The organism is Halomonas sp. PA16-9 (genome assembly GCF_009728585.1).
Taxonomy (GTDB): Bacteria; Pseudomonadota; Gammaproteobacteria; order Pseudomonadales; family Halomonadaceae; genus Vreelandella; species Vreelandella titanicae.
Genome location: NZ_CP040451.1, coordinates 1,724,541 through 1,743,705 on the forward strand (window position 1 = coordinate 1,724,541; position 19,165 = coordinate 1,743,705).

Here is a 19,165-nt window from a genome sequence, read left to right on the forward strand (position 1 = left end):
GATGTCGACACCTCAACGTTTACCCGTGATGCGAACTCGTATGCTGTTGGCGGTGCTTAGTGCTGCCATTTTAAGCGGCTGCGCTTCTTATCCGGCGAGCAACACGCAGCAAGAAGCGCAATATGTATTGAATAACGACCCGGCCACCTTGCTGCAAGACGACAACCTCAATGGCTTTTTAACACAGGCGCCCGCAGGTGCCGTGATTAATGCTCCAGACAGCCCATGGGGTAATAATGTCGAGATTGTGGCTGACGCCGCCTACCTTGCCGCCAGTGGGCGCGAGTGTCGCAAGCTAAGAGTAGTAGCCGTCGACTCCAATAACGCGCGTTCTGCACTCGTCTGCAAAACATCCAATGGTTGGGTTAATCAACGCGTTGTGGCACAAACAACACAGGGGCGCAATTAATGAAAGTGACCACACTGCTTGACCGCGCTACGCTAAATCGCTCGCTAGCCGTCGCTTCCATAGCGCTTGCCAGCGTTTTTGTAGTGCCCAACACATGGGCGCAGGCGCTAAGCCTTTCCGACAGCATTGTACCTGAGCAGGCTAACCAACAAGGCAGCCTGCAGCAGCAAGAAGTCAACGATACACCCCGAGCCAATTGGAATAGCGGCACATATGGCCCGGTGTCGGCCACTCCACAAGATCCAGACGCGCTACCGCCGTTTGGCGCCAACTTATTCAGCGGCGGGTTTCGCGGTGCGATGGGCGATGGCCTCAACCCTGACTACCGCATCAAACCGGGCGACCAAGTCACCGTTCGTGCCTGGGGCGCGGTTGAGTTTGACCGAGTGTTACCTGTAGACGCACAAGGCAATATCTTCATTCCCGGTTCTGGTCCGCTTAACGTAGAAGGACAAAGCAGTCAGGAAGTGGATGGCAGCGTGCGCCAAGCCATTACCTCGGTATACCCAGATAACGTCCAGGTCTATACCAACCTGCAAGGTGTACAGCCCGTAGCCGTCTACGTCACAGGCTATGTTGAAAACCCCGGCCGTTACGCGGGCACACCCAACGACTCTCTGCTCTATTTTCTAGATCAGTCCGGCGGCATAGATCAAGACCTGGGCAGTTATCGCCAAATTCGTGTAATGCGCGACGGTCGCAATGTCGCCACCGTCGACCTCTATGACTTCTTGATCAACGGCAATATACCCCGCCCGCAATTTCAAGATGGCGACACCATCGTAGTCGAAGAGCGTGGCCCCGCAATTGCGGTAGGTGGAGATGTTCACCGTGAATACCGTTATGAAATGACAGGCACAAGTTTGAGTGGCGCTGAGCTGGTAAATCTAGCGCGGTTAAGAAGCGGTGTTTCACACGTTTTGCTACGTGGTGACCGTGAAGAAGGACCTATTGCTCAATACTTCCCCATTGATATGTTTGCCGGTCAAACGATCCGCAGCGGCGACGAAGTGCTGTTCAGCTCAGATAAGCGCAGTGAAACCATCGTTGTGGAAGTAGAAGGCAGCTATTACGGCCCTTCACGGTACGCTTTGCGGGATGCTCGCTTAAGTGAATTATTAGACGCCATCGCCGTGCCAGAAAACATGACCGCCGTGGAAAGCATCTCAATACAGCGTGAAAGTGTTAAAAAGCAGCAAGCGCAGTCCCTTGAAGAGAGCCTACGCCGCCTAGAGACCACCTACCTAGGCGCACCCTCCAGCACCAATGAAGAAGCACAGATTCGTGTACAAGAAGCGGAGCTGATTCAAGACTTCATCGCCCGTGCCAGCGAGTTAGAGCCCAGCGGCCGTTTAGTCGTCGCTTACGATGGGCGCATTTCCGATATTCGCCTGCAGGATGGCGACGTGGTCACTATTCCAGAAGTGAGTGACTCCATGCTAATCAGCGGTGAAGTACTTGTGCCCCAAGCCGCTGTTTATCGCCCAGGCATGAGCGTGATCGATTACATTGAAGGCGCTGGCGGCTTCACCGACCGCGCAGATGAAGATCATATTCTTGTGGTTCGTCAGAATGGTGCTGTCGAGAACGCCCGTAACGTGAATCTGCGTCCCGGCGACGAAATCCTCGTTATGCCCGCGGCACCCACGCACAACCTTCAGCTAGCCTCCACGATAACGCAGATCCTCTACCAGATTGCCGTAGCAACCAGAGTAGCGGTTGATCTGTAATAGGAGAAGGGTGAGGAGTTAGGGGTTTGGAGTGAAGAGTAAGGAGTGAGGGTGAAGAAAGTCCCTCTCACACCTCACAATTTACACCTCACCCCTTACACCTCACCCCTTACACCTCACTTATTCAAGAAGTAGCCCTATGGATAACGTAAACAGTGGCCCACGGCGGAGCACACGTACACCATGGCAAGTCACGCGCAGCGTGTGGTACGCCATGTTCATGCGCGAAGCCATTTCGCGCACCATGTCAGACCGCATGGGCTGGTTTTGGATGATCTTCGAACCAGTCGCTCTTATCTCTATTATGGTAGGGATTCGTAGTTTTATTAGCGGAGATCAACTGATATCTAATGCTCCTTTTATTCCATGGATGATTACCGGGATGATGGGTTTTTTTTTAGTACGTGAAGGCATGATGCGTGGAATGGGGGCAGTGGAAGGTAACAAAGCTCTGTTTGCCTATCGCCAAGTTCATCCTATCGACCCGGTGTTAGTACGTATTTTTCTTGAAGGCATGCTTCGCAGTTTTATCTTCCTGATTTTTATTGTTGGCGGTTTAATGCTTGGACTGGACCTGTATCCAGATAACGCCATCCGAGCGATGTTAGGGTGGCTATCTTTATGGTGTTTGGGTATTGGGTTGGGGTTAGTAACCTCTGTAGTTTCTTCACTAGTACCGGAAGCAGGAAAAGTAATTAGTATGCTCTCTTTGCCACTAATGATTATTTCAGGTGTTTTTTTTCCACTTAATGCTATGCCGCATTGGCTTCTTGAATACTTAATGCTTAACCCTATACCTAATGGTCTTGAAACGTTGCGCTTGGGATTCTTTGACAAGTACCAAGTCGTAACGGGCACCAGCATGCTCTATTTCTGGCTATTTACACTCACCTTAATCGCCCTGGGGCTGTTGATGCACCTGCGCTTTATTGATCGTTTGAAGGCACAATAAACTATGCAACGTTCTTTTCGTCATTTTGTAAAAACATCGCCACACTGGGCCGTGGCGATAATCGCGATTGCTTTAGTCTCGTTTTATTGGTTTGTATGGGCGGAGGAACGCTATGTATCCGCGCAACCGTAGTGTTAGAAAGCCCCCAGGTCGCTACGCCGGAATTTAGCCTATCGTCAATTATGGGCAGCGGTGGAGGTGGTAATACTCACGATTTATTACTGCTGCGTGAGCACTTACTCTCAGTCGATATGCTGCGCTTGATAGATGAGCAACTCAATTTTCGTGAACACTATGCCGAGCATGGAGATATCTTCGCCAAGCTGCATAACCGCGATGCCCCCATTGAAGATCTGCACCAATATTACCTGCGCCGGGTAGAGGTAGAGCTGGATGAGTACGCAGGTGTATTGAATATTCGTGTACAAGCATATACGCCTGAGTTTGCTCATGACGTGGCCACGCTGCTACTTGAAGCAGGTGAAGACCATATGAATGAAATGGGGCACCGTCTAGCAGATGAGCAGGTGAAATTTTTAGAACAGCAAATGGTTCGACTTGAAGAGCGCTTCGAAGAGACCCGGGCCAAGCTGCTTGAATTCCAAAACGAATATGGTTTGGTTTCACCAACCGCAACGGTGGAAAATATTAACCAAGTGGTGGCAACACTTGAGGCTGATCTAGCCCGCCTGCAAGCGCAGCGCAGTGCACTAGCCAGCTTCCAAAGCTCCCAGTCTTCTGAACTGCGCCAAGTCGAGCGTAATATCACCGCATTACGCGACCAAATTATTGAGCAGCGTGATCGAATCGCCCAAGCTTCAGGCGACTCGCTCAACAGTGTTTCAGCGCAATATGAAACACTAGAACTGCAGGCACAGTTCGCCCAGGAAACCTACTCAAGTGCACTGGCGGCGTTAGAAAACACCCGCTTGGAAGCTGCCCGCCAGCTCAAGCAGGTAAGCATACTGCAAAGCCCGCTATTCCCGGAGTACCCCACAGAACCCAACCGGCTCTACAACAGCAGCGTATTCGCCATCATCACCATCTTCCTCGCCTTTATCTTCAGCATGCTGATGATGATCATCAAAGATCACCGCGATTAAGGTTGGGTGAGGGGTGAGGGGTGAGGGGTGAATCGTGAGGGTGAGGCACCCGTGAATCGCGTCGGAACGACGCCCAGTGGCACGTAACTCAAACCCCGGCAACGCCCCGCGCTGTTCCCGTAGCTATCTTAGAAAACAAACTCGTTGTCAAAACTGTCATGCGTGGGAGGATAAGTAATGCGTACAACCTACGATGAAGCGGATGACATTCTAGTTCTGCACCTTTCAGATAAACGTACGGTTAAAGAAGTTTCTCAAGACTGGAATACGCATATTAGTTACGCGGAAGATGGCACAATTACTGAAATTGTCATCCTTGACGCTTCTAAGCAGGGGGCATGGCCGCTCTTAAAGAGCCAAGCAGCGTAACCCAACCCCCGGCACCGCTCCGCGCTGCTCTCGCGGGTGCGCCTTAGGCTTACCACGCGCTACTAAATCACGCATGCATAGAACATGGTGGAAGCACGCCCAACGGCACATAACCAACCCCGGCACCGCTCCGCGCTGCTCCCGCGGGTGCGCCTGAGGCTTACCACGCGCTACTAAATCACGCATGCACAGAACATGGTGGAAGCACATACCGTAGCGCGTGGTAACGAGAAAGCGAGTTCAGCGAGCGTTCGTGGGCACCCGCGAAAGGCGTCGGAACGACGCCCAAGGGCACATAACCAACCCCAGCACCGCCCCACACTGCGACCGCGGGTTCGCTGAAGCCAAACGCCTCACACCTCACAATTCACCACTAACGGTTTACCAATGCTCGACATCATTCACCACGGCGGGGCCACTGGGGTAACGGGCAGCTGTCACCAACTGCTACTCAATCGTCACGAATCGCTACTGGTGGATTGTGGACTCTTCCAAGGGGAAGACGCCGCGGAAGACAGCTTCGAGCAGCTACAAATTGAATTCGATATCAGCACCGTTAAGGCGCTCATAATTACCCACGTACATATTGACCACGTGGGTAGGCTGCCTTACCTACTGGCGGCGGGCTTTACCGGCCCGATTATCTGCTCGATCCCCACGGCCAAGCTGCTACCCCTGGTGATTGAAGACGCGCTAAAAATTGGCTTCACCCGCAATGCCCAACTGATCGAGCGCTTTCAAGCGCAGCTCGAAAAGCAAATCGTGAGCGTGCCCTACGGCAAATGGCACAACATAGGCAGGGTAAGCGAAGTAAGCGGCCACACCGGCGCTAGCGCAAGCACGACTGAAAACGCAGGGATAGGTGAAGGCACAGGCACCACACGGTAAAACTAAAACGGGCAGGGCACATTCTAGGTTCCAGCTACGTTGAAGTGAGCTACCAGGATGCTGAGACCGGTGAAAAGAGCGCATCGTATTCTCCGGCGATTTAGGCGCCCCATACGCACCGCTACTACCTGCACCTAAATCCCCCTACGGCTGCGACCAACTGGTACTCGAAAGCACCTATGCAACCGCCAACACCCAGACCGCCGCCAGCGCCGCGCCACCCTAAAAGCCGCCGTAGAGCAAGCACTCGCTAACGGTGGCACGGTGATGGTGCCTGCGTTCAGTATTGGCCGCACCCAAGAGCTGCTCTACGAGCTAGAAACCATTATTCATCAAGCACGCTCACCCCAGTGGCAGTCACTGGAAATCATAGTCGACTCACCGCTAGCCGCCCGTTTTACAAAGGTTTATCGCGAGCTAAAACCCTACTGGGATAAAGAAGCTCAAGGGCGCCTGCGCAGTGGCCGCCATCCACTCAACTTCGCCAATATCTACACCGTGGATAGCCACACAGAGCACGAGCAAACCGTTGAATATCTGGCCAAAACAGGCCGCCCAGCGCTAGTGATTGCCGCCAGCGGTATGTGTGCAGGCGGGCGAATCATGAACTACCTAAAAGCCATGCTCGGCGATGAACGCCACCAAGTGTTGTTTGTGGCTATCAAGGTGCAGGCACCCCCGGGCGGGATATACAGCAATACGGCCCCCAGGGCGGCTGGGTATCTATCGACGGTGAACGCTTTGATATAAAGGCAGGCGTAACCTCCATCAGCGGCTATTCAGCCCACGCCGACCAAAAAGACCTGCTCAACTTCGTAAAACGCATGCGCCGCTGGCCCCACACCATCCGCCTGGTACATGGCGAACAAACCGCCCGCGCAGCGCTCAAAGTTGAACTCGAAAGCCTCTATAAACGCAAGGCAGAAGTGTAACGATAAGGAGTTAGTTGATAGCAGTGAGGTGTTCCCCCTCACAAGCGAAGCGCTAACCCCTTACCCTTCACAAAAAAACCAATGATCGAAATCAAAATCTCTACAAACGCTACCACAACCACCACGGCAGCGATTGGGTGCTTAAAGACATCAATCTGACGATCCCCAAAGGAGTGAGCGTCGGGTTGATTGGTGCCAACGGTGCGGGTAAATCCACGCTGCTGCGTTTAATTGCCGGTATGGATAGTCCTGAGCGCGGCGAAGTGATTCGCCACAGCCGGGTTTCATGGCCCGTAGGGTTAGCGGGGGGCATGCAAAATAATATGACAGGGCGGCAAAACGTTAAATTTGTCGCTAGGGTGCAAGGCTCCTCACCCCAGGAAGTACAGCGTGTAATTCAATTTGTAGAAGAGTTCGCTGAGATTGGGGAAGCGTTTGATGAACCGGTGCGCACATACTCTTCCGGTATGCGTTCGCGTATATCTTTTGGACTATCCCTCGCCTTTGATTTTGATATTTATATCTCCGACGAAGCGACGGCGGTGGGTGACAGAGCTTTCAAAGAAAAAGCTAAAGCTTTATTCCAGTCTAAAGTAGGTGAAGCCTCGCTGATTATGGTTTCCCACTCGGAAGGTATCTTAAAAGATTTATGTTCCGCTGGCCTGTACCTGAATGAAGGCACCGCGCATTGGTACGATAATATCAAGGATGCAATTAAGGCCTACCACGACGATATAGATAAACATAAAACTGTTTCAACGGTGGAGGAAGTTAAGCAACCGGAGCCAGTGTCGAAGATTGACCCCAACTTGCCTCAAGACATAGCTGGTGCTGAAAAACATCTTCAGCAATGCCGCGTTAAATTAAAAGAAGCAAAACGATCTCTCGATGTCGCCAAAACAGAAAAACTGTTACCGCTATATCTAGACCAAATAGCGAAAGATATACCGAAAAGAGAACGCCAAGTCGCACATGCGATCCAGCATTTAGAGGCACTAAAGCAAGCCTCCCCGCATGTGGAAATGTAAAAAATGATGAAACGAAAGGCTTAACAGTGATGAAGCAGAAAACATTTTTAATTACCGGTGGAGCCGGGTTTATCGGTTCAGCGGTAGTACGTGAGCTTATTCAAAACTCAGCTCACCATGTGGTGAACGTAGACAAGCTGACCTACGCAGGCAATTTAGAATCCCTGGCAAATGTTGAAACAAGCGAGCGCTACACTTTTGCTCAGGCCGATATTTGCGATGCAACTGCCATGCAGCATCTGTTCGAACAGCACCAGCCTGATGTAGTAATGCACCTAGCAGCAGAGAGCCATGTTGACCGTTCTATTGACGGCCCGGCAGAGTTTATCCAAACCAATGTAGTTGGTACCGCTGTACTCCTAGAAGCCGCCCGTAGTTACTGGAAAGAGCTGCAGCAGAAAGATACCGCCAAAGCCGAAGCGTTTCGTTTTCACCATATCTCCACCGATGAAGTGTATGGCGACTTGGCTGAATGTGAGGAGTCAGGAGTAAGGAGTGAGGAGGAAAACTCACCCCTCACAAGCGCGCAGCGCGCTCACGCCTCACTTTTTACAGAAACTACACCTTACGCGCCCAGCTCGCCTTATTCGGCGAGTAAAGCCAGTTCTGATCACTTAGTGCGCGCCTGGCAGCGTACTTATGGCATGCCTACGCTGGTGACCAACTGCTCGAATAACTATGGCCCGTTTCACTTTCCTGAAAAACTCATCCCGTTGATGATTCTCAACGCGCTAGCCGGTAAGCCGCTTCCCGTGTACGGCAATGGGCAGCAGATCCGCGACTGGCTGTATGTAGAAGACCACGCCCGCGCATTGATCAAAGTAGCCACAGAAGGGCAGGTAGGCGAGACCTACAACATCGGCGGCCACAATGAGCAAACGAACCTGCACGTGGTGGAAACCATCTGTGAGATTCTGGATGAATTAGCGCCGAGTGAGGCGTTAGGCGTGAGGAGTGAGGGGGCAGAAGTGAGGAGTGAGGAGTTAGGAGTGAGGGAACCCTCCTCACCCCTCACAAGCCCGCAGGGCGCTCACCCTTTTCAAGCGAAGCGCTCTCACAAAGATTTAATTACCTTCGTCACCGATCGCCCCGGTCATGACGTCCGCTATGCCATCGACGCCAGCAAAATCGAACGCGAGCTAGGCTGGGTACCAGAAGAAACCTTTGAAACCGGCCTGCGCAAAACCGTGCAGTGGTACCTCGCCAACGAAACCTGGTGGAAACGCGTACAAGACGGCAGCTACCAAGGCCAACGCCTAGGGAATGTATAGTAAGGGGTAAGCGCTTCGCTGGTGAGGAGTGAGGTAAATAGACATGAGGAAGCATCAGCAACTGCGGGTATGGCAAGAAGCGATGGATCTCGTTGTCGCTATTTACTCAATGACCTCATCCTTTCCCTCAGTTGAGCGATATGGGTTAGCTAGCCAAATGCAACGTGCTGCTGTATCTGTGCCAAGCAATATAGCCGAAGGAGCGGCGCGTGGTAGTAAACCCGACTTTTTAAGATTTTTGCACATTGCACGTGGTTCGCTCAGTGAACTTGAAACTCAGTGCCAAATTGCCCAACGCTTAGGGTATATGGATGATATTTCAGCACTGGAACTAGCGATCAACTCTGTATTTTCACAGCTAGGCGGACTGATCAAGCATTTAAAGGCTTCACTATGACATCTGAACACGCACACCTCACACCTCACGCTTCACCCCTCACTATTTTCATCACTGGATCAAACGGCCAAGTCGGCTTTGAACTCCAGCGCCAATTTGCCCTGTTCGGCAATATCCTGGCACCAACACGCCAAGAGCTCGACCTAACCAACGCTCAAGCGGTGGATGACTATCTGGCAGAGCACAAGCCAAGCCTCATCCTCAACGCCGCCGCTTACACAGCGGTCGATAAAGCCGAAAGCGAACCAGAGCAAGCCAAACGCCTCAATGCCGAGCTGCCAGCACAGTTAGCTGAGTATGCTGCCAAGCACACCATTGCGCTGGTGCACTACTCCACCGACTACGTCTACCCAGGTGATGGTGAAACACCCTGGCAGGAAGATAGCCCCACAGAGCCGCACAGTGTATACGGCCAGACCAAGCTGGAAGGCGACCAGGCGGTTACCCAAAGTGGCTGCCAGCACCTGATTTTCCGTACCAGTTGGGTATACGCTGCACGCGGCAACAACTTTATGAAAACCATGCTACGCCTGGGCCGTGAGCGCGACGCACTTAGCATCGTCAACGACCAAATAGGCGCGCCCACACCAGCCCGCCTAATCGCCCAAGCCACCGCACTAGCGTTCACGCCTCACCCCTCACGCTTCGCCCCTAACGCTTCACCCCTCACCCCTCACATAACATCAGGCATCTACCACCTGGCGCCAAGAGGGGAAACTAGCTGGCACGGGTTCGCATGCGAAATTTTTGAGCAGGCACGCAAAGCAGGAGAAACGCTTGCTATTAAGCCGCAAGGCGCAGCGGGCATTCCCACCGCTGAGTATCCAACGCCTGCACAACGCCCTTTAAACTCACGAATGAACCTGAGTAAACTTGAAGCTGCCCTTGGTGTCACACTACCGACTTGGCAAAACCAGCTAGCGCTAACGTTGAAAGAGTTCTGTGAGGAGTGAGGAGTAAATGGCGTTCAGTTCTGACTTGTTAAACCGGTTTACACCTCACACCTCTCATCTTCCAATTATATATTCACGGATGACTGACTATGAACACCTCACATCTCACACCTAACTCTTCACAAAGAAAGGGCATTATTCTTGCCGGAGGATCTGGCACCCGTTTACACCCCATCACGCGTGGTGTCTCAAAACAGCTACTGCCTGTCTATGACAAGCCGATGATCTATTACCCGGTTTCTGTCTTAATGCTGGCCGGTATTCGAGAGATCCTAATCATCTCGACGCCTGAAGACCTGCCGCAGTATAAAAGCTTGCTAGGTAATGGCGACGACTTTGGTGTTCAGTTTGAATACGCCGAACAGCCAAGCCCTGACGGCCTGGCACAAGCCTTTATTATTGGCGAAGAGTTCATTGGTGACAGCCCCGTTTGCCTTGTGTTGGGCGACAATATTTACCATGGTCAGCACTTTTCCGAGCAGTTGAAACGTGCCAGTGCACACACCACAGGGGCCAGTGTATTTGGCTACCTTGTTAAAGACCCAGAGCGTTTTGGAGTTGTAGAGTTTGATGAGAGTGGCAAAGCCATCTCTATCGAAGAGAAGCCTAAGAAGCCAAAATCGGCTTATGCGGTCACAGGGCTCTATTTTTACGACAATGACGTTGTCGAAATTGCTAAACAGGTCGAGCCTTCCGAGCGTGGCGAGCTGGAAATCACCAGTGTGAATAATGCTTACCTGGAGCGCGGCGATTTGCGCGTAGAGCGTTTAGGCCGTGGTTTTGCCTGGCTTGATACCGGCACTCACGACAGCCTTCTAGAAGCCAGTCAATACGTACAAACCATAGAGCACCGCCAAGGCTGAAGATCGCCTGCTTGGAAGAGATTGCCTGGCAGCACGGTTGGATCAGCGATGAGCGCCTGAGTGAGCTAGCCAAGCCGCTAGCCAAGACTCAATACGGTCAGTACCTTCAACGCCTTTTAAATATGAAGAGTAAAACGTGAAGCGGAAGGTGACTTGCTCTTCGCTTTTAATGTCTTACACCTAACTCTTCACCTTTCACGAGCTACCTATGCAATACGAAAAACTCGCCATTCCCGATGTAGTTCTGCTCACCCCAAAAGTCTTTGGCGATGAGCGTGGCTTCTTTATGGAAACCTTTCGTCAAAGCGAATTTGAGCAGCACTGTGGTAACTACCAATTCGTTCAGGACAACCACAGCAAGTCAGCCCACGGTATTTTGCGCGGGCTGCACTACCAATATAAGCAGCCCCAGGGCAAGCTAGTGCGCGTAACACAAGGTGAGGTATTTGATGTTGCGGTCGATATGCGCGTCAGCTCACCGACCTACGGCCAGTGGGTAGGTGCCCGATTGAGTGCTGAAAATAAACAAATGCTATGGGTACCGCCCGGTTTTGCTCATGGTTTTTATGTCATAAGTAATGAAGCTGAATTCCAGTATAAATGCACCGATTACTATGCGCCTGGCGATGAAATATCCATTCTCTGGAGTGATGACACGCTAGCGATAGAGTGGCCCCTGGTAGAGGAAAAAGCGCCGCTGCTTTCAGAGAAAGACGCCGAAGGAATGGCATTTGAACAGGCACCGACTTTCTCTTAATGCAGAGTGTTGCCACGGTTTTCAATAAGTAATATTTATCAGTGCTGCTTAATATTGTGCTGACAAGGATACTAGGTATGAATAAAACCTCATTGTTTCCTAGCCAAAGTGAACAAGGGGAAGGAGAGGATCGCCAGCACGATAGTTCCTCTGCGACCAGAACAGTGCCTAAAGAGATACTGCTAAGAGAAGAATATTATAGAAACGCCTACCCGGATTTAGCCTCTCTAAGTGATGAAAGGCTTCTAAGCCACTGGTTAAAAAATGGCTATTCCGAAGGCCGCTACGGAAGCGAGGCACATAAAGCGGAATACGTGAATGGTGTAAAGCTGGATATCGACTTTTACCGTCAACAGTACCCTGATGTTGCTGAACTTGATGATGAACATCTTCTCCGCCACTGGTATACCCAAGGCTACCTTGAAGGACGCCACGCGAATCAGGCCCATCAAGCTGAACGCGAACGAGGTCTAATACTGGATATAGCTTTTTACCGGAAGGCTTATCCAGACGTAGCAGAACTACCTGACCAAGAGGCTATTAAACATTGGTACCTACACGGCTACCAAGAGGGCCGCAGTGCCTCGCAAGCACACCATGCCGAACTCCATCAAGGGATTGAGCTCGACATTGATTATTATCGCCATAACTACTCTGATATGGCTGCGCTAGACGCAAGCGAAGCGCGACGCCACTGGTACCGCCACGGCTACCTAGAAGGCCGCTGCGCCTCACCAGCACACGCTGAACTAATAGCGCACGGGTTAGAGGTGGATGTTGATTTCTATCGTGGTACCTACGAAGACGTTGCCTCGTTAAGTGATATCGAAGCTCGCCAACATTGGTTTCGCCAAGGTTTTGCGGAAGGACGCTTTGTTTCAGAAGCGCACCGTTCTCTTACTAACCAGCAAGGGGTAGATGCGAGAGAACCCAAAAAAGTCTACGAAGTTGATTTGGATCTCTATTTATTACTCTACCCAGACTTGGTTAGTAACGGTATTAACACACTTGACCAGGCAGAAGACCACTTTCAAAATCATGGTAAACGTGAAGGTCGGGTCGCTAATCTTCAGCAATGGGCCACCAAACAGAAAATTCCCGCTAGTGCGATCCCAGAAGACTTTTCACTTCAGGCTATTCAACAGCGCAGTGAAAAGAGAGGAGTCGAGTTCGAATACAGCGACATCCTAGAGCTTCTGCTGGGTAATAAAGCTGCGCGTGCCATGCTAGGTGAAACAGAAGAAGATACTTATCGAGCCTACTGTCAGCTTGCTGAGTACTATGTCGGAAGTGACAAGCATGAAGCTGCCAGACAACTTTTGTTTTCAGCTTTAGCGTTTCAGAAGGGGGGTAAAGCCTTTCAGCTATTGGGAGACAACTACCTAAGGGAAGCTCATTACAGTACCGCGCTAGCTTACTACCAACAGGCGGTGCACTACAGCGATGCCAGCCACTGGGTCTACGCCAGCATGGCCACCTGCTTAGCAGCCCTGCAGAGAGATGAAGAGGCTGTAGCGCTAATACATCAAGCGATTACATTAGAGCCTAAACTTACCCAACAGCATGATAAGTTAGACGATATAGCAGAAAGTTATTGGAATGGTATTCAGGGTAAGTTGATGGCCTGTATTGATGCAGGTGAGCGTGAGCGCCTACGCAAGCTAACTAACGAATATGCTCATAAACTATACAATGCTTATTTCAGTGCCTATAGCGATGTTGTAGCCGCCACTGATCTTGCGGAAAGCCCACTAGCGCTATTGCCCGAGCTGGGCAACATTAACCAGCAAAAAATATTAATTGTGGGCGATTTTCATATTCCTCAGTGCGTGCGCTATCGAATTGATCAAAAAGTAGAGCAGTTGGAAAAAGTTGGTAAAACGGTCACCACGCTAGATTGGCAAGACATTGCACAACATTTCAATACCATCGCACTACACGACATCGTTATTTTTTACCGTGTACCAGCGCTACCTCGTGTTATCAAAGCCATTGCTCAGGTGAACGCTGCAGGTAAACTGAGTTTTTACGAAATTGATGACCTGCTGTTTGAGCCTATTTATCCGCCTGCCATTGATTCTTATGGTGGCTATGTCTCACTTGAAACTTATCGTGGGCTCACTCATGGTATGGCGCTGTTCAATAGCGCTGCCCGCTTATGTCGTTATGGTATTGCATCTTCTGAGCCGCTGCGTGAAAAATTAGCAGCGCTGGTCCAATCTAAACAGTGTTTATTGCACCGTAATGGGTTGGATCATCTTAATCAGTTTCGGCAGCAAGCGAGCAGAGATAAAGCCACTATCGATATTTTCTACGGTAGCGGCACACAGGCCCATAATAGCGACTTTATGGAGCTGGCGCTGCCAGCGTTAGAGCGGGTACTCAAAGAGCAGCCCCAGGCCCGGCTAGTGGTTGTAGGGTATTTGCGGTTACCCAAATCATTTCGTGAGCGTTTTGCCAGCCAGCTAGCGCAGTTGCCCCCCGTTAAAAGCGTGCAAGGCTATTGGTCGTTGTTAGAGCAAGCAGACATTAATATTGCGGTGCTGCAAGACGACGTGATCAATGATTGTAAAAGTGAGCTTAAATGGTTTGAAGCGGCCTGTTTTGGTATTCCTTCCATTGTCAGTGGCACCGCTAATTATCTTGATGTAATCAATCATGGCGAAGATGCTTATATCGCAGATACAGAAGAAGAGTGGTATGCCGCACTCAATGAGCTGATTGGTAGTGTTGAACAGCGCCAGCGGGTCGGGCAAGCCGCTATGCAGCGCGTGGAAGAAGAGTACAGTCTAAGCGCTTTGGGCACTCAGCTGGTTACCCAGTTTGAAGCTCTGTTGTCTAACGCTTCACCGGTGAATGGCGAAGCCAAAAACGTGATAACCAGCGTTAAGCGCAAAAAAGTCGCTTTGGTGAACGTCTTTTTCCCACCGCAAGCCGTCGGGGGAGCGACCCGCGTAGTGGCGGACAACTTCTCAGCTCTGCAAGCACATCACAGTGATGATATTGAACTATGCGTGTTTACGGGGGATGCCGATAGTCGATCATCTCATGAACTTTCCGTCTATCAGCACAAGGGAGTAAGGGTTTACAGGGCGACCACTCTATGGAATGTTGATATGGATTGGCACCCGAAAGATGAAGAGATGTATCGGCTATTTAGCGAATTTCTAGCGCTAGAACAGCCTGATATTATCCACTTTCACTGTGTGCAGCGGTTAACGGCTTCTGTGCTAGAAGCCGCCAAAGACGCCGATATACCGTATATTGTTACGGCACACGATGCCTGGTGGATCTCTGACTTCCAGTTCCTAGTTGACCATAATGATAGAGTCTACCCCGAAGGGCACCCGGACCCCTTCGCGCCGATTGCGCTACCGCCCACTATATCCCTGGCGGACTCAGTAACTCGGCGCAGAGACCTAAAAGACTTGCTCCACCATGCCAAAAAAGTGCTGACCGTCTCGAATGCTTTTGCCGAGATTTACCGCAAAAATGGTGTGCCCCAAATAGAAGTTATCCCCAACGGGATTTCGGATGATATGCCCTGGGCGCCCAAAGACACCTCATATACCCCTAATGTGGTTTGTGGCCATGTGGGTGGCATGGCCGCACACAAAGGGTACTATTTGCTTAAGCAGGCAGTTATGGAGACTCAACCCGAAAACCTCGAATTCATCGTGGTCGATCACTCCAAAGAGGAAGGCTACTGTGTAAAACGGAAATGGGGTAGAGTGCCGGTCACCTTTATTGGCAGAGTTAGCCAAGATCAGGTAGTGGAGCTATACCGTAAAATGGATGTGTTATTCGCACCTTCCCTATGGCCAGAAAGTTTTGGCTTAGTAACCCGTGAAGCAGCAGCGTGTGGTTGCTGGATAGTGGCAAGTAACCTGGGTGGTATAGGTGAAGGTGCTTTAGATAGCCTTCACAACTTTGTAACTCCGCCTACTATCGAAAATATCAGCTTAATATTGAAGAAGCTATGCAAACAAAGAGATATTTATAAAGAACTAAATAATACTACATTTTTAGAAAAGTCAACAGCTACTGTTGGAAGGATTAAGGAGTTATATTAATATGAATGTTAAGCCATCTTTTAAGAAATATAATAAAAATTACGAAAACTATGAAAGTGATATAATATCGCATATTGATAAAAATCCGAGTGATACTAATGCTAAAGCTGATTTGCTCAGATATTATGCACGAACTCGAAATCATGCAGATTTTGAAAGCTATTCTGCAAAAATAAAAGAATTAGATAATTACCATATTCAATCCCAAATCGCTCGTTATGAAATATTTTCTAAGCGTGACGTCCAATCTGCAAAGTCATATTTAGAAAGTTGTATAAGGCTAAACCCCAACTCACCAATGTGGATTTATTATTTTTTAGACAAGCGTTTTAATTACTACGAAAAACTTTGCGAAGGCCTGCTGTATACTGCAATACCCAAAAACGGATCGACTTCTTTAAAGAATTTTATATTAGATAAAGTATACTCTAAACCAGATGAAAATCCCCATTCCCAGTTCGGAAACCCTTTTTTTGAAAGCCATCACTTTTCTATTGAAGAGAAAAAGAGATCTCAAAAGGTTATAGTTATACGAGATCCAATTTCCAGAATTAAGTCTTATTATAATAAAAATATAGTAGAAGAAAGGAGCCTTAATTTTGAGCTTGGTCTGGATGATGATGTTGAAGAGTTTTTTGATTTGCCCTTGATCCCTAGCTTTGAAATTTTTCTTAATAAGCTGTGGGATTACTGTCTAGTCTTTAATGATGTCCTACATCATATATTACCTCAGTCTGCCTACGTTAAAGATTTGAAGGAATATGATGTTATTGTCGATGTCAGATCATTAAATATAATGGTTCAAAAGGTTTCAGATTTTTTAGACTTGGATTTTAAAGGATCTGCACCTCATAAAATGGTTCTTTCTAATAAAAATAAAGAGGAAGTCAGTGTTGGTGAAGACTTTTTGTTCAGTATTTATATGAATGATTATAGTTTATTGCGAAATTACTATTCTTCAGTAAAAAATAATTTCAGTGATAATGATGTGCTCTCATTTAACCCCAAAAAGGAAATGATAAATTTTGGTATTCCTAAACTTCCGGCCTCACAGATAAAAGATGTCGTTCAAGATTTTTTTTCATTAAAAAATTCTTCTTTAATAGAGATTGATAATATTAAAAAAATGGGAAAGTCTCATTGTGAAAAATTAATTAGCGAATTTGATGAGTCGGTTGAAAAAATAAATTGCCATATAAATATAAACGATTTAAATGAGGTTGTTAGTGTCGATGATTTTTCATTAGCTGTTATTAATAAAATTAAAAAAGGAATTGTTAATGTTCAAGATGAAATGCTTAAGACTAATAAATTAACTGTCGATATGCCGAGTGTTTCATTGGAGTCAAGTAAGTCAATAATATTAACTCCTCATATTTTTGCTTTGCCTTTTATTTACGAAAATGACATTTATTTTGTTTTTTTTGCAGGTTTTCATTCTCAAATTGTAGCAACTTTTAATTTGAACAGAATGAAATATGTTTCATTTATATACCAGATTGATCAAAAGCCTCCTGTTGACCGGGTTTTACCCTCAAATACGTCGATTAAACACCTTGTAAGCAATATGTTAGAGTTTAATTATGAGCTGTATTCTTATTTAAATAAAGCTACTGTAGGTCGTGGAGTATTGTTGGCAGCTCAGCATATGGGGCATAGCCTCTGGAATGATCTTACGGGTATTCAACGAATTGAAGATAATAAACTTATTAGGCTCATTCGCTCTTTTGTTATTTTAAAAGGTGCAGATCCTTATAATGTATTGGAAAATAAATTTAATATTAGAAAAGATCTGGGGTTAGTTAGATATTCTTATTTGCAGTGGAAAGAACAAATAGCTAACTGTTATTATAATAATCTTTTTTGGATACGTATTACTGATAATTTTGTAACAAATAAGCTTGCAGGTAAGATGTTAGATCAAGAGATAGAGAAAAGTAGCCTAGAGCTAAACGAAGTAACTGTTACTTTTGGCTTAAGAATGGAAAATAGAACGTGGGAGAACCAAAAAGATGGCTGGATTGCCTTAATTAAACATTTAGCTAAAAAATTTGATAAAATAACGGTAATTATAGATGGTCATAATGTATCTAAATATAGTGGGACACTGAGAAGTGCTGGTGAAAAAGAAGAACACTCAATTGTTGATAAAGAGAAGGAATTGGTCAGTTATCTTAGCAATCAAGATTATAGTGCAGATGTTAAAATTATTAGTTGCATTGAGTCGACGCTTACGGAAAATTTAAAAGCTATAAATAAATCTGATTTTTTTATAGCTCCCTGGGGTGCAGGTTTGGCTAAAATGAGATGGGTATGTAACCTGCCCGGCATTGTGCTTACCAGTAACTGGAATTTAAAGTCCCGTCCTGATTTGAGAATTTATGATAGCTTAGAGTATCGTGAAGATGCAGTTGAGTCTGTGTTTTTAGATACTAATTATATATATGACATCGGCAATGAGTCTTCGTTAGTTAAATCTGATTTGGCGCAAAAAAATAACTTTAAAGTTGATATAGATGGCTTACTTTTAGCGGTTGATCAACTGATTGAAAAAATAAGGGGTCCGATGTGAGTTTTAGTTTCGGTGTTATTGGCGCTGGCTATTACGGTTGCCATATAGCTTCAAGTTTTAAGGCTTTGGGTTTTGATGTTACTATTTTTGATAGTGAAAATACTTTGCTATCGAAGGCTAGTGGAAATAATCAGTTTCGCTTACACCAAGGCTTTCACTATGCGAGAAATTACAGAACTCGTGTTCAGTCTCGAGATGGCTACATGCGCTTTATTGAACGCTATCCGACACTAAGTGATCCAATAAAAACTAACTTGTATGCAGTCCCAAATGAAGATTCACTTGTTGATTTTTTAACTTATCGATTAATTATGACTTCATCTGGCATAGAGTTTAGTGAGGTCAAAGCTGAACTATATAACTTGAGTTCTTGTTCAGGCGTAATATTAACTGATGAGCGTGTTTTGCGTACGGACAAAGCCAGAGAGTTGTTTAGTATGCGTTTAAAAAATAATTTAAGGATGGGTGTAACAGTTACCTCTTTGGAAGAAGTAGGGAAAAAGATTTTTATAAATGGCGCACCTTTTGATTACGTAATTGATGCTACATGGGGAGCATTTTCAAAAATAGAATATCCTGTCTTTTATGAGCCTACATTGCTTCTTTATTATCGTTCTAATTTGCGCTCTTATGCTCTAACTATGGTTGATGGGGATCTTTGTTCAATTTACCCAACTGATAAAGAAGATATTTTTACTTTGTCTAGTGTAAGTCACACGCCACTTGGTAAATTTAAAACCATGGTAGAAGCAAGTTCATATTTAGAAGGTGTAACAACAGAAATGGTTGAGAAAAAACGGTCATGTATGGAGAACCAAGTGGTCGGGTAGACCGGGCGATTGCTCGTCCCGGCCCCCTCAGATCCGGA

The 19,165-nt window shown here is 47.6% G+C and carries 12 protein-coding genes and 3 pseudogenes; all 15 read left to right on the forward strand.

The window, feature by feature from the left end; translation table 11 throughout:
• Position 1 precedes the first annotated feature (1 nt).
• The 15 genes and pseudogenes from FDY98_RS07975 to FDY98_RS08045 all read left to right on the forward strand — a co-directional run bounded on the left by FDY98_RS07975 (position 2) and on the right by FDY98_RS08045 (position 19,127).
• Positions 2–409 carry a DVU3141 family protein gene (locus FDY98_RS07975; RefSeq protein ID WP_141441399.1) on the forward strand — a complete coding sequence of 136 codons (408 nt, stop codon included), beginning with the start codon at positions 2–4 and terminating at the stop codon, positions 407–409.
• Positions 409–2,139 (forward strand): polysaccharide biosynthesis/export family protein, encoded by a 1,731-nt coding sequence (locus FDY98_RS07980; RefSeq protein WP_155705753.1) that lies wholly within the window; start codon positions 409–411, stop codon positions 2,137–2,139. Before FDY98_RS07975 ends, FDY98_RS07980 begins: the two co-directional genes overlap by 1 nt.
• A gap of 139 nt (positions 2,140–2,278) precedes the next feature.
• The gene (locus tag FDY98_RS07985; RefSeq protein ID WP_155705754.1) at positions 2,279–3,091 is read left to right on the forward strand and encodes an ABC transporter permease; all 813 of its coding nucleotides are present in this window, start codon (positions 2,279–2,281) and stop codon (positions 3,089–3,091) included.
• A gap of 3 nt (positions 3,092–3,094) precedes the next feature.
• Positions 3,095–4,194, forward strand: a pseudogene (locus FDY98_RS07990) (chain-length determining protein).
• A gap of 177 nt (positions 4,195–4,371) precedes the next feature.
• Positions 4,372–4,563 carry a DUF2283 domain-containing protein gene (locus FDY98_RS07995; RefSeq protein WP_027958926.1) on the forward strand — a complete coding sequence of 64 codons (192 nt, stop codon included), beginning with the start codon at positions 4,372–4,374 and terminating at the stop codon, positions 4,561–4,563.
• Between the two features lie 387 nt (positions 4,564–4,950).
• A pseudogene (locus tag FDY98_RS29390) lies at positions 4,951–6,383 on the forward strand (MBL fold metallo-hydrolase RNA specificity domain-containing protein).
• 137 nt (positions 6,384–6,520) lie between these two features.
• Positions 6,521–7,411, forward strand: a complete 891-nt coding sequence (locus FDY98_RS08005; RefSeq protein WP_155705755.1) for an ABC transporter ATP-binding protein — start codon at positions 6,521–6,523, stop codon at positions 7,409–7,411.
• Between the two features lie 29 nt (positions 7,412–7,440).
• Positions 7,441–8,682: a dTDP-glucose 4,6-dehydratase gene (locus FDY98_RS08010; protein WP_155705756.1), complete on the forward strand. Its 1,242-nt coding sequence runs from the start codon at positions 7,441–7,443 to the stop codon at positions 8,680–8,682.
• A gap of 43 nt (positions 8,683–8,725) precedes the next feature.
• Positions 8,726–9,079: a four helix bundle protein gene (locus FDY98_RS08015; RefSeq protein WP_022524126.1), complete on the forward strand. Its 354-nt coding sequence runs from the start codon at positions 8,726–8,728 to the stop codon at positions 9,077–9,079.
• Entirely contained in the window at positions 9,076–10,032 is a 957-nt protein-coding gene (gene rfbD, locus FDY98_RS08020; protein WP_155705757.1) for a dTDP-4-dehydrorhamnose reductase, read from the forward strand. Before FDY98_RS08015 ends, rfbD begins: the two co-directional genes overlap by 4 nt.
• A gap of 89 nt (positions 10,033–10,121) precedes the next feature.
• Positions 10,122–11,035: pseudogene (gene rfbA / locus FDY98_RS08025) on the forward strand (glucose-1-phosphate thymidylyltransferase RfbA).
• A 68-nt stretch (positions 11,036–11,103) separates the two neighbouring features.
• Entirely contained in the window at positions 11,104–11,652 is a 549-nt protein-coding gene (gene rfbC / locus FDY98_RS08030; protein ID WP_155705758.1) for a dTDP-4-dehydrorhamnose 3,5-epimerase, read from the forward strand.
• A 41-nt stretch (positions 11,653–11,693) separates the two neighbouring features.
• Positions 11,694–15,725, forward strand: coding sequence for a glycosyltransferase (locus FDY98_RS08035; protein WP_155705759.1), 4,032 nt, complete (start codon positions 11,694–11,696; stop codon positions 15,723–15,725).
• Between the two features lies 1 nt (position 15,726).
• The gene (locus FDY98_RS08040) at positions 15,727–18,297 is read left to right on the forward strand and encodes a sulfotransferase family 2 domain-containing protein (protein WP_155705760.1); all 2,571 of its coding nucleotides are present in this window, start codon (positions 15,727–15,729) and stop codon (positions 18,295–18,297) included.
• Complete coding sequence (locus FDY98_RS08045) at positions 18,294–19,127, forward strand: NAD-binding protein (protein WP_155705761.1); 834 nt, start codon at positions 18,294–18,296, stop codon at positions 19,125–19,127. Before FDY98_RS08040 ends, FDY98_RS08045 begins: the two co-directional genes overlap by 4 nt.
• Positions 19,128–19,165 lie beyond the last annotated feature (38 nt).

Excerpts from the sequence above, each read along its gene's own strand:
- FDY98_RS07975 (WP_141441399.1), top strand. The coding sequence starts at position 2 with ATGTCGACACCTCAACGTTTACCCGTGATGCGAACTCGTATGCTGTTG.
- FDY98_RS07980 (WP_155705753.1), top strand. The coding sequence starts at position 409 with ATGAAAGTGACCACACTGCTTGACCGCGCTACGCTAAATCGCTCGCTA.
- FDY98_RS07985 (WP_155705754.1), top strand. The coding sequence starts at position 2,279 with ATGGATAACGTAAACAGTGGCCCACGGCGGAGCACACGTACACCATGG.
- FDY98_RS07995 (WP_027958926.1), top strand. The coding sequence starts at position 4,372 with ATGCGTACAACCTACGATGAAGCGGATGACATTCTAGTTCTGCACCTT.
- FDY98_RS08010 (WP_155705756.1), top strand. The coding sequence starts at position 7,441 with ATGAAGCAGAAAACATTTTTAATTACCGGTGGAGCCGGGTTTATCGGT.
- FDY98_RS08015 (WP_022524126.1), top strand. The coding sequence starts at position 8,726 with ATGAGGAAGCATCAGCAACTGCGGGTATGGCAAGAAGCGATGGATCTC.
- rfbD (WP_155705757.1), top strand. The coding sequence starts at position 9,076 with ATGACATCTGAACACGCACACCTCACACCTCACGCTTCACCCCTCACT.
- rfbC (WP_155705758.1), top strand. The coding sequence starts at position 11,104 with ATGCAATACGAAAAACTCGCCATTCCCGATGTAGTTCTGCTCACCCCA.
- FDY98_RS08040 (WP_155705760.1), top strand. The coding sequence starts at position 15,727 with ATGAATGTTAAGCCATCTTTTAAGAAATATAATAAAAATTACGAAAAC.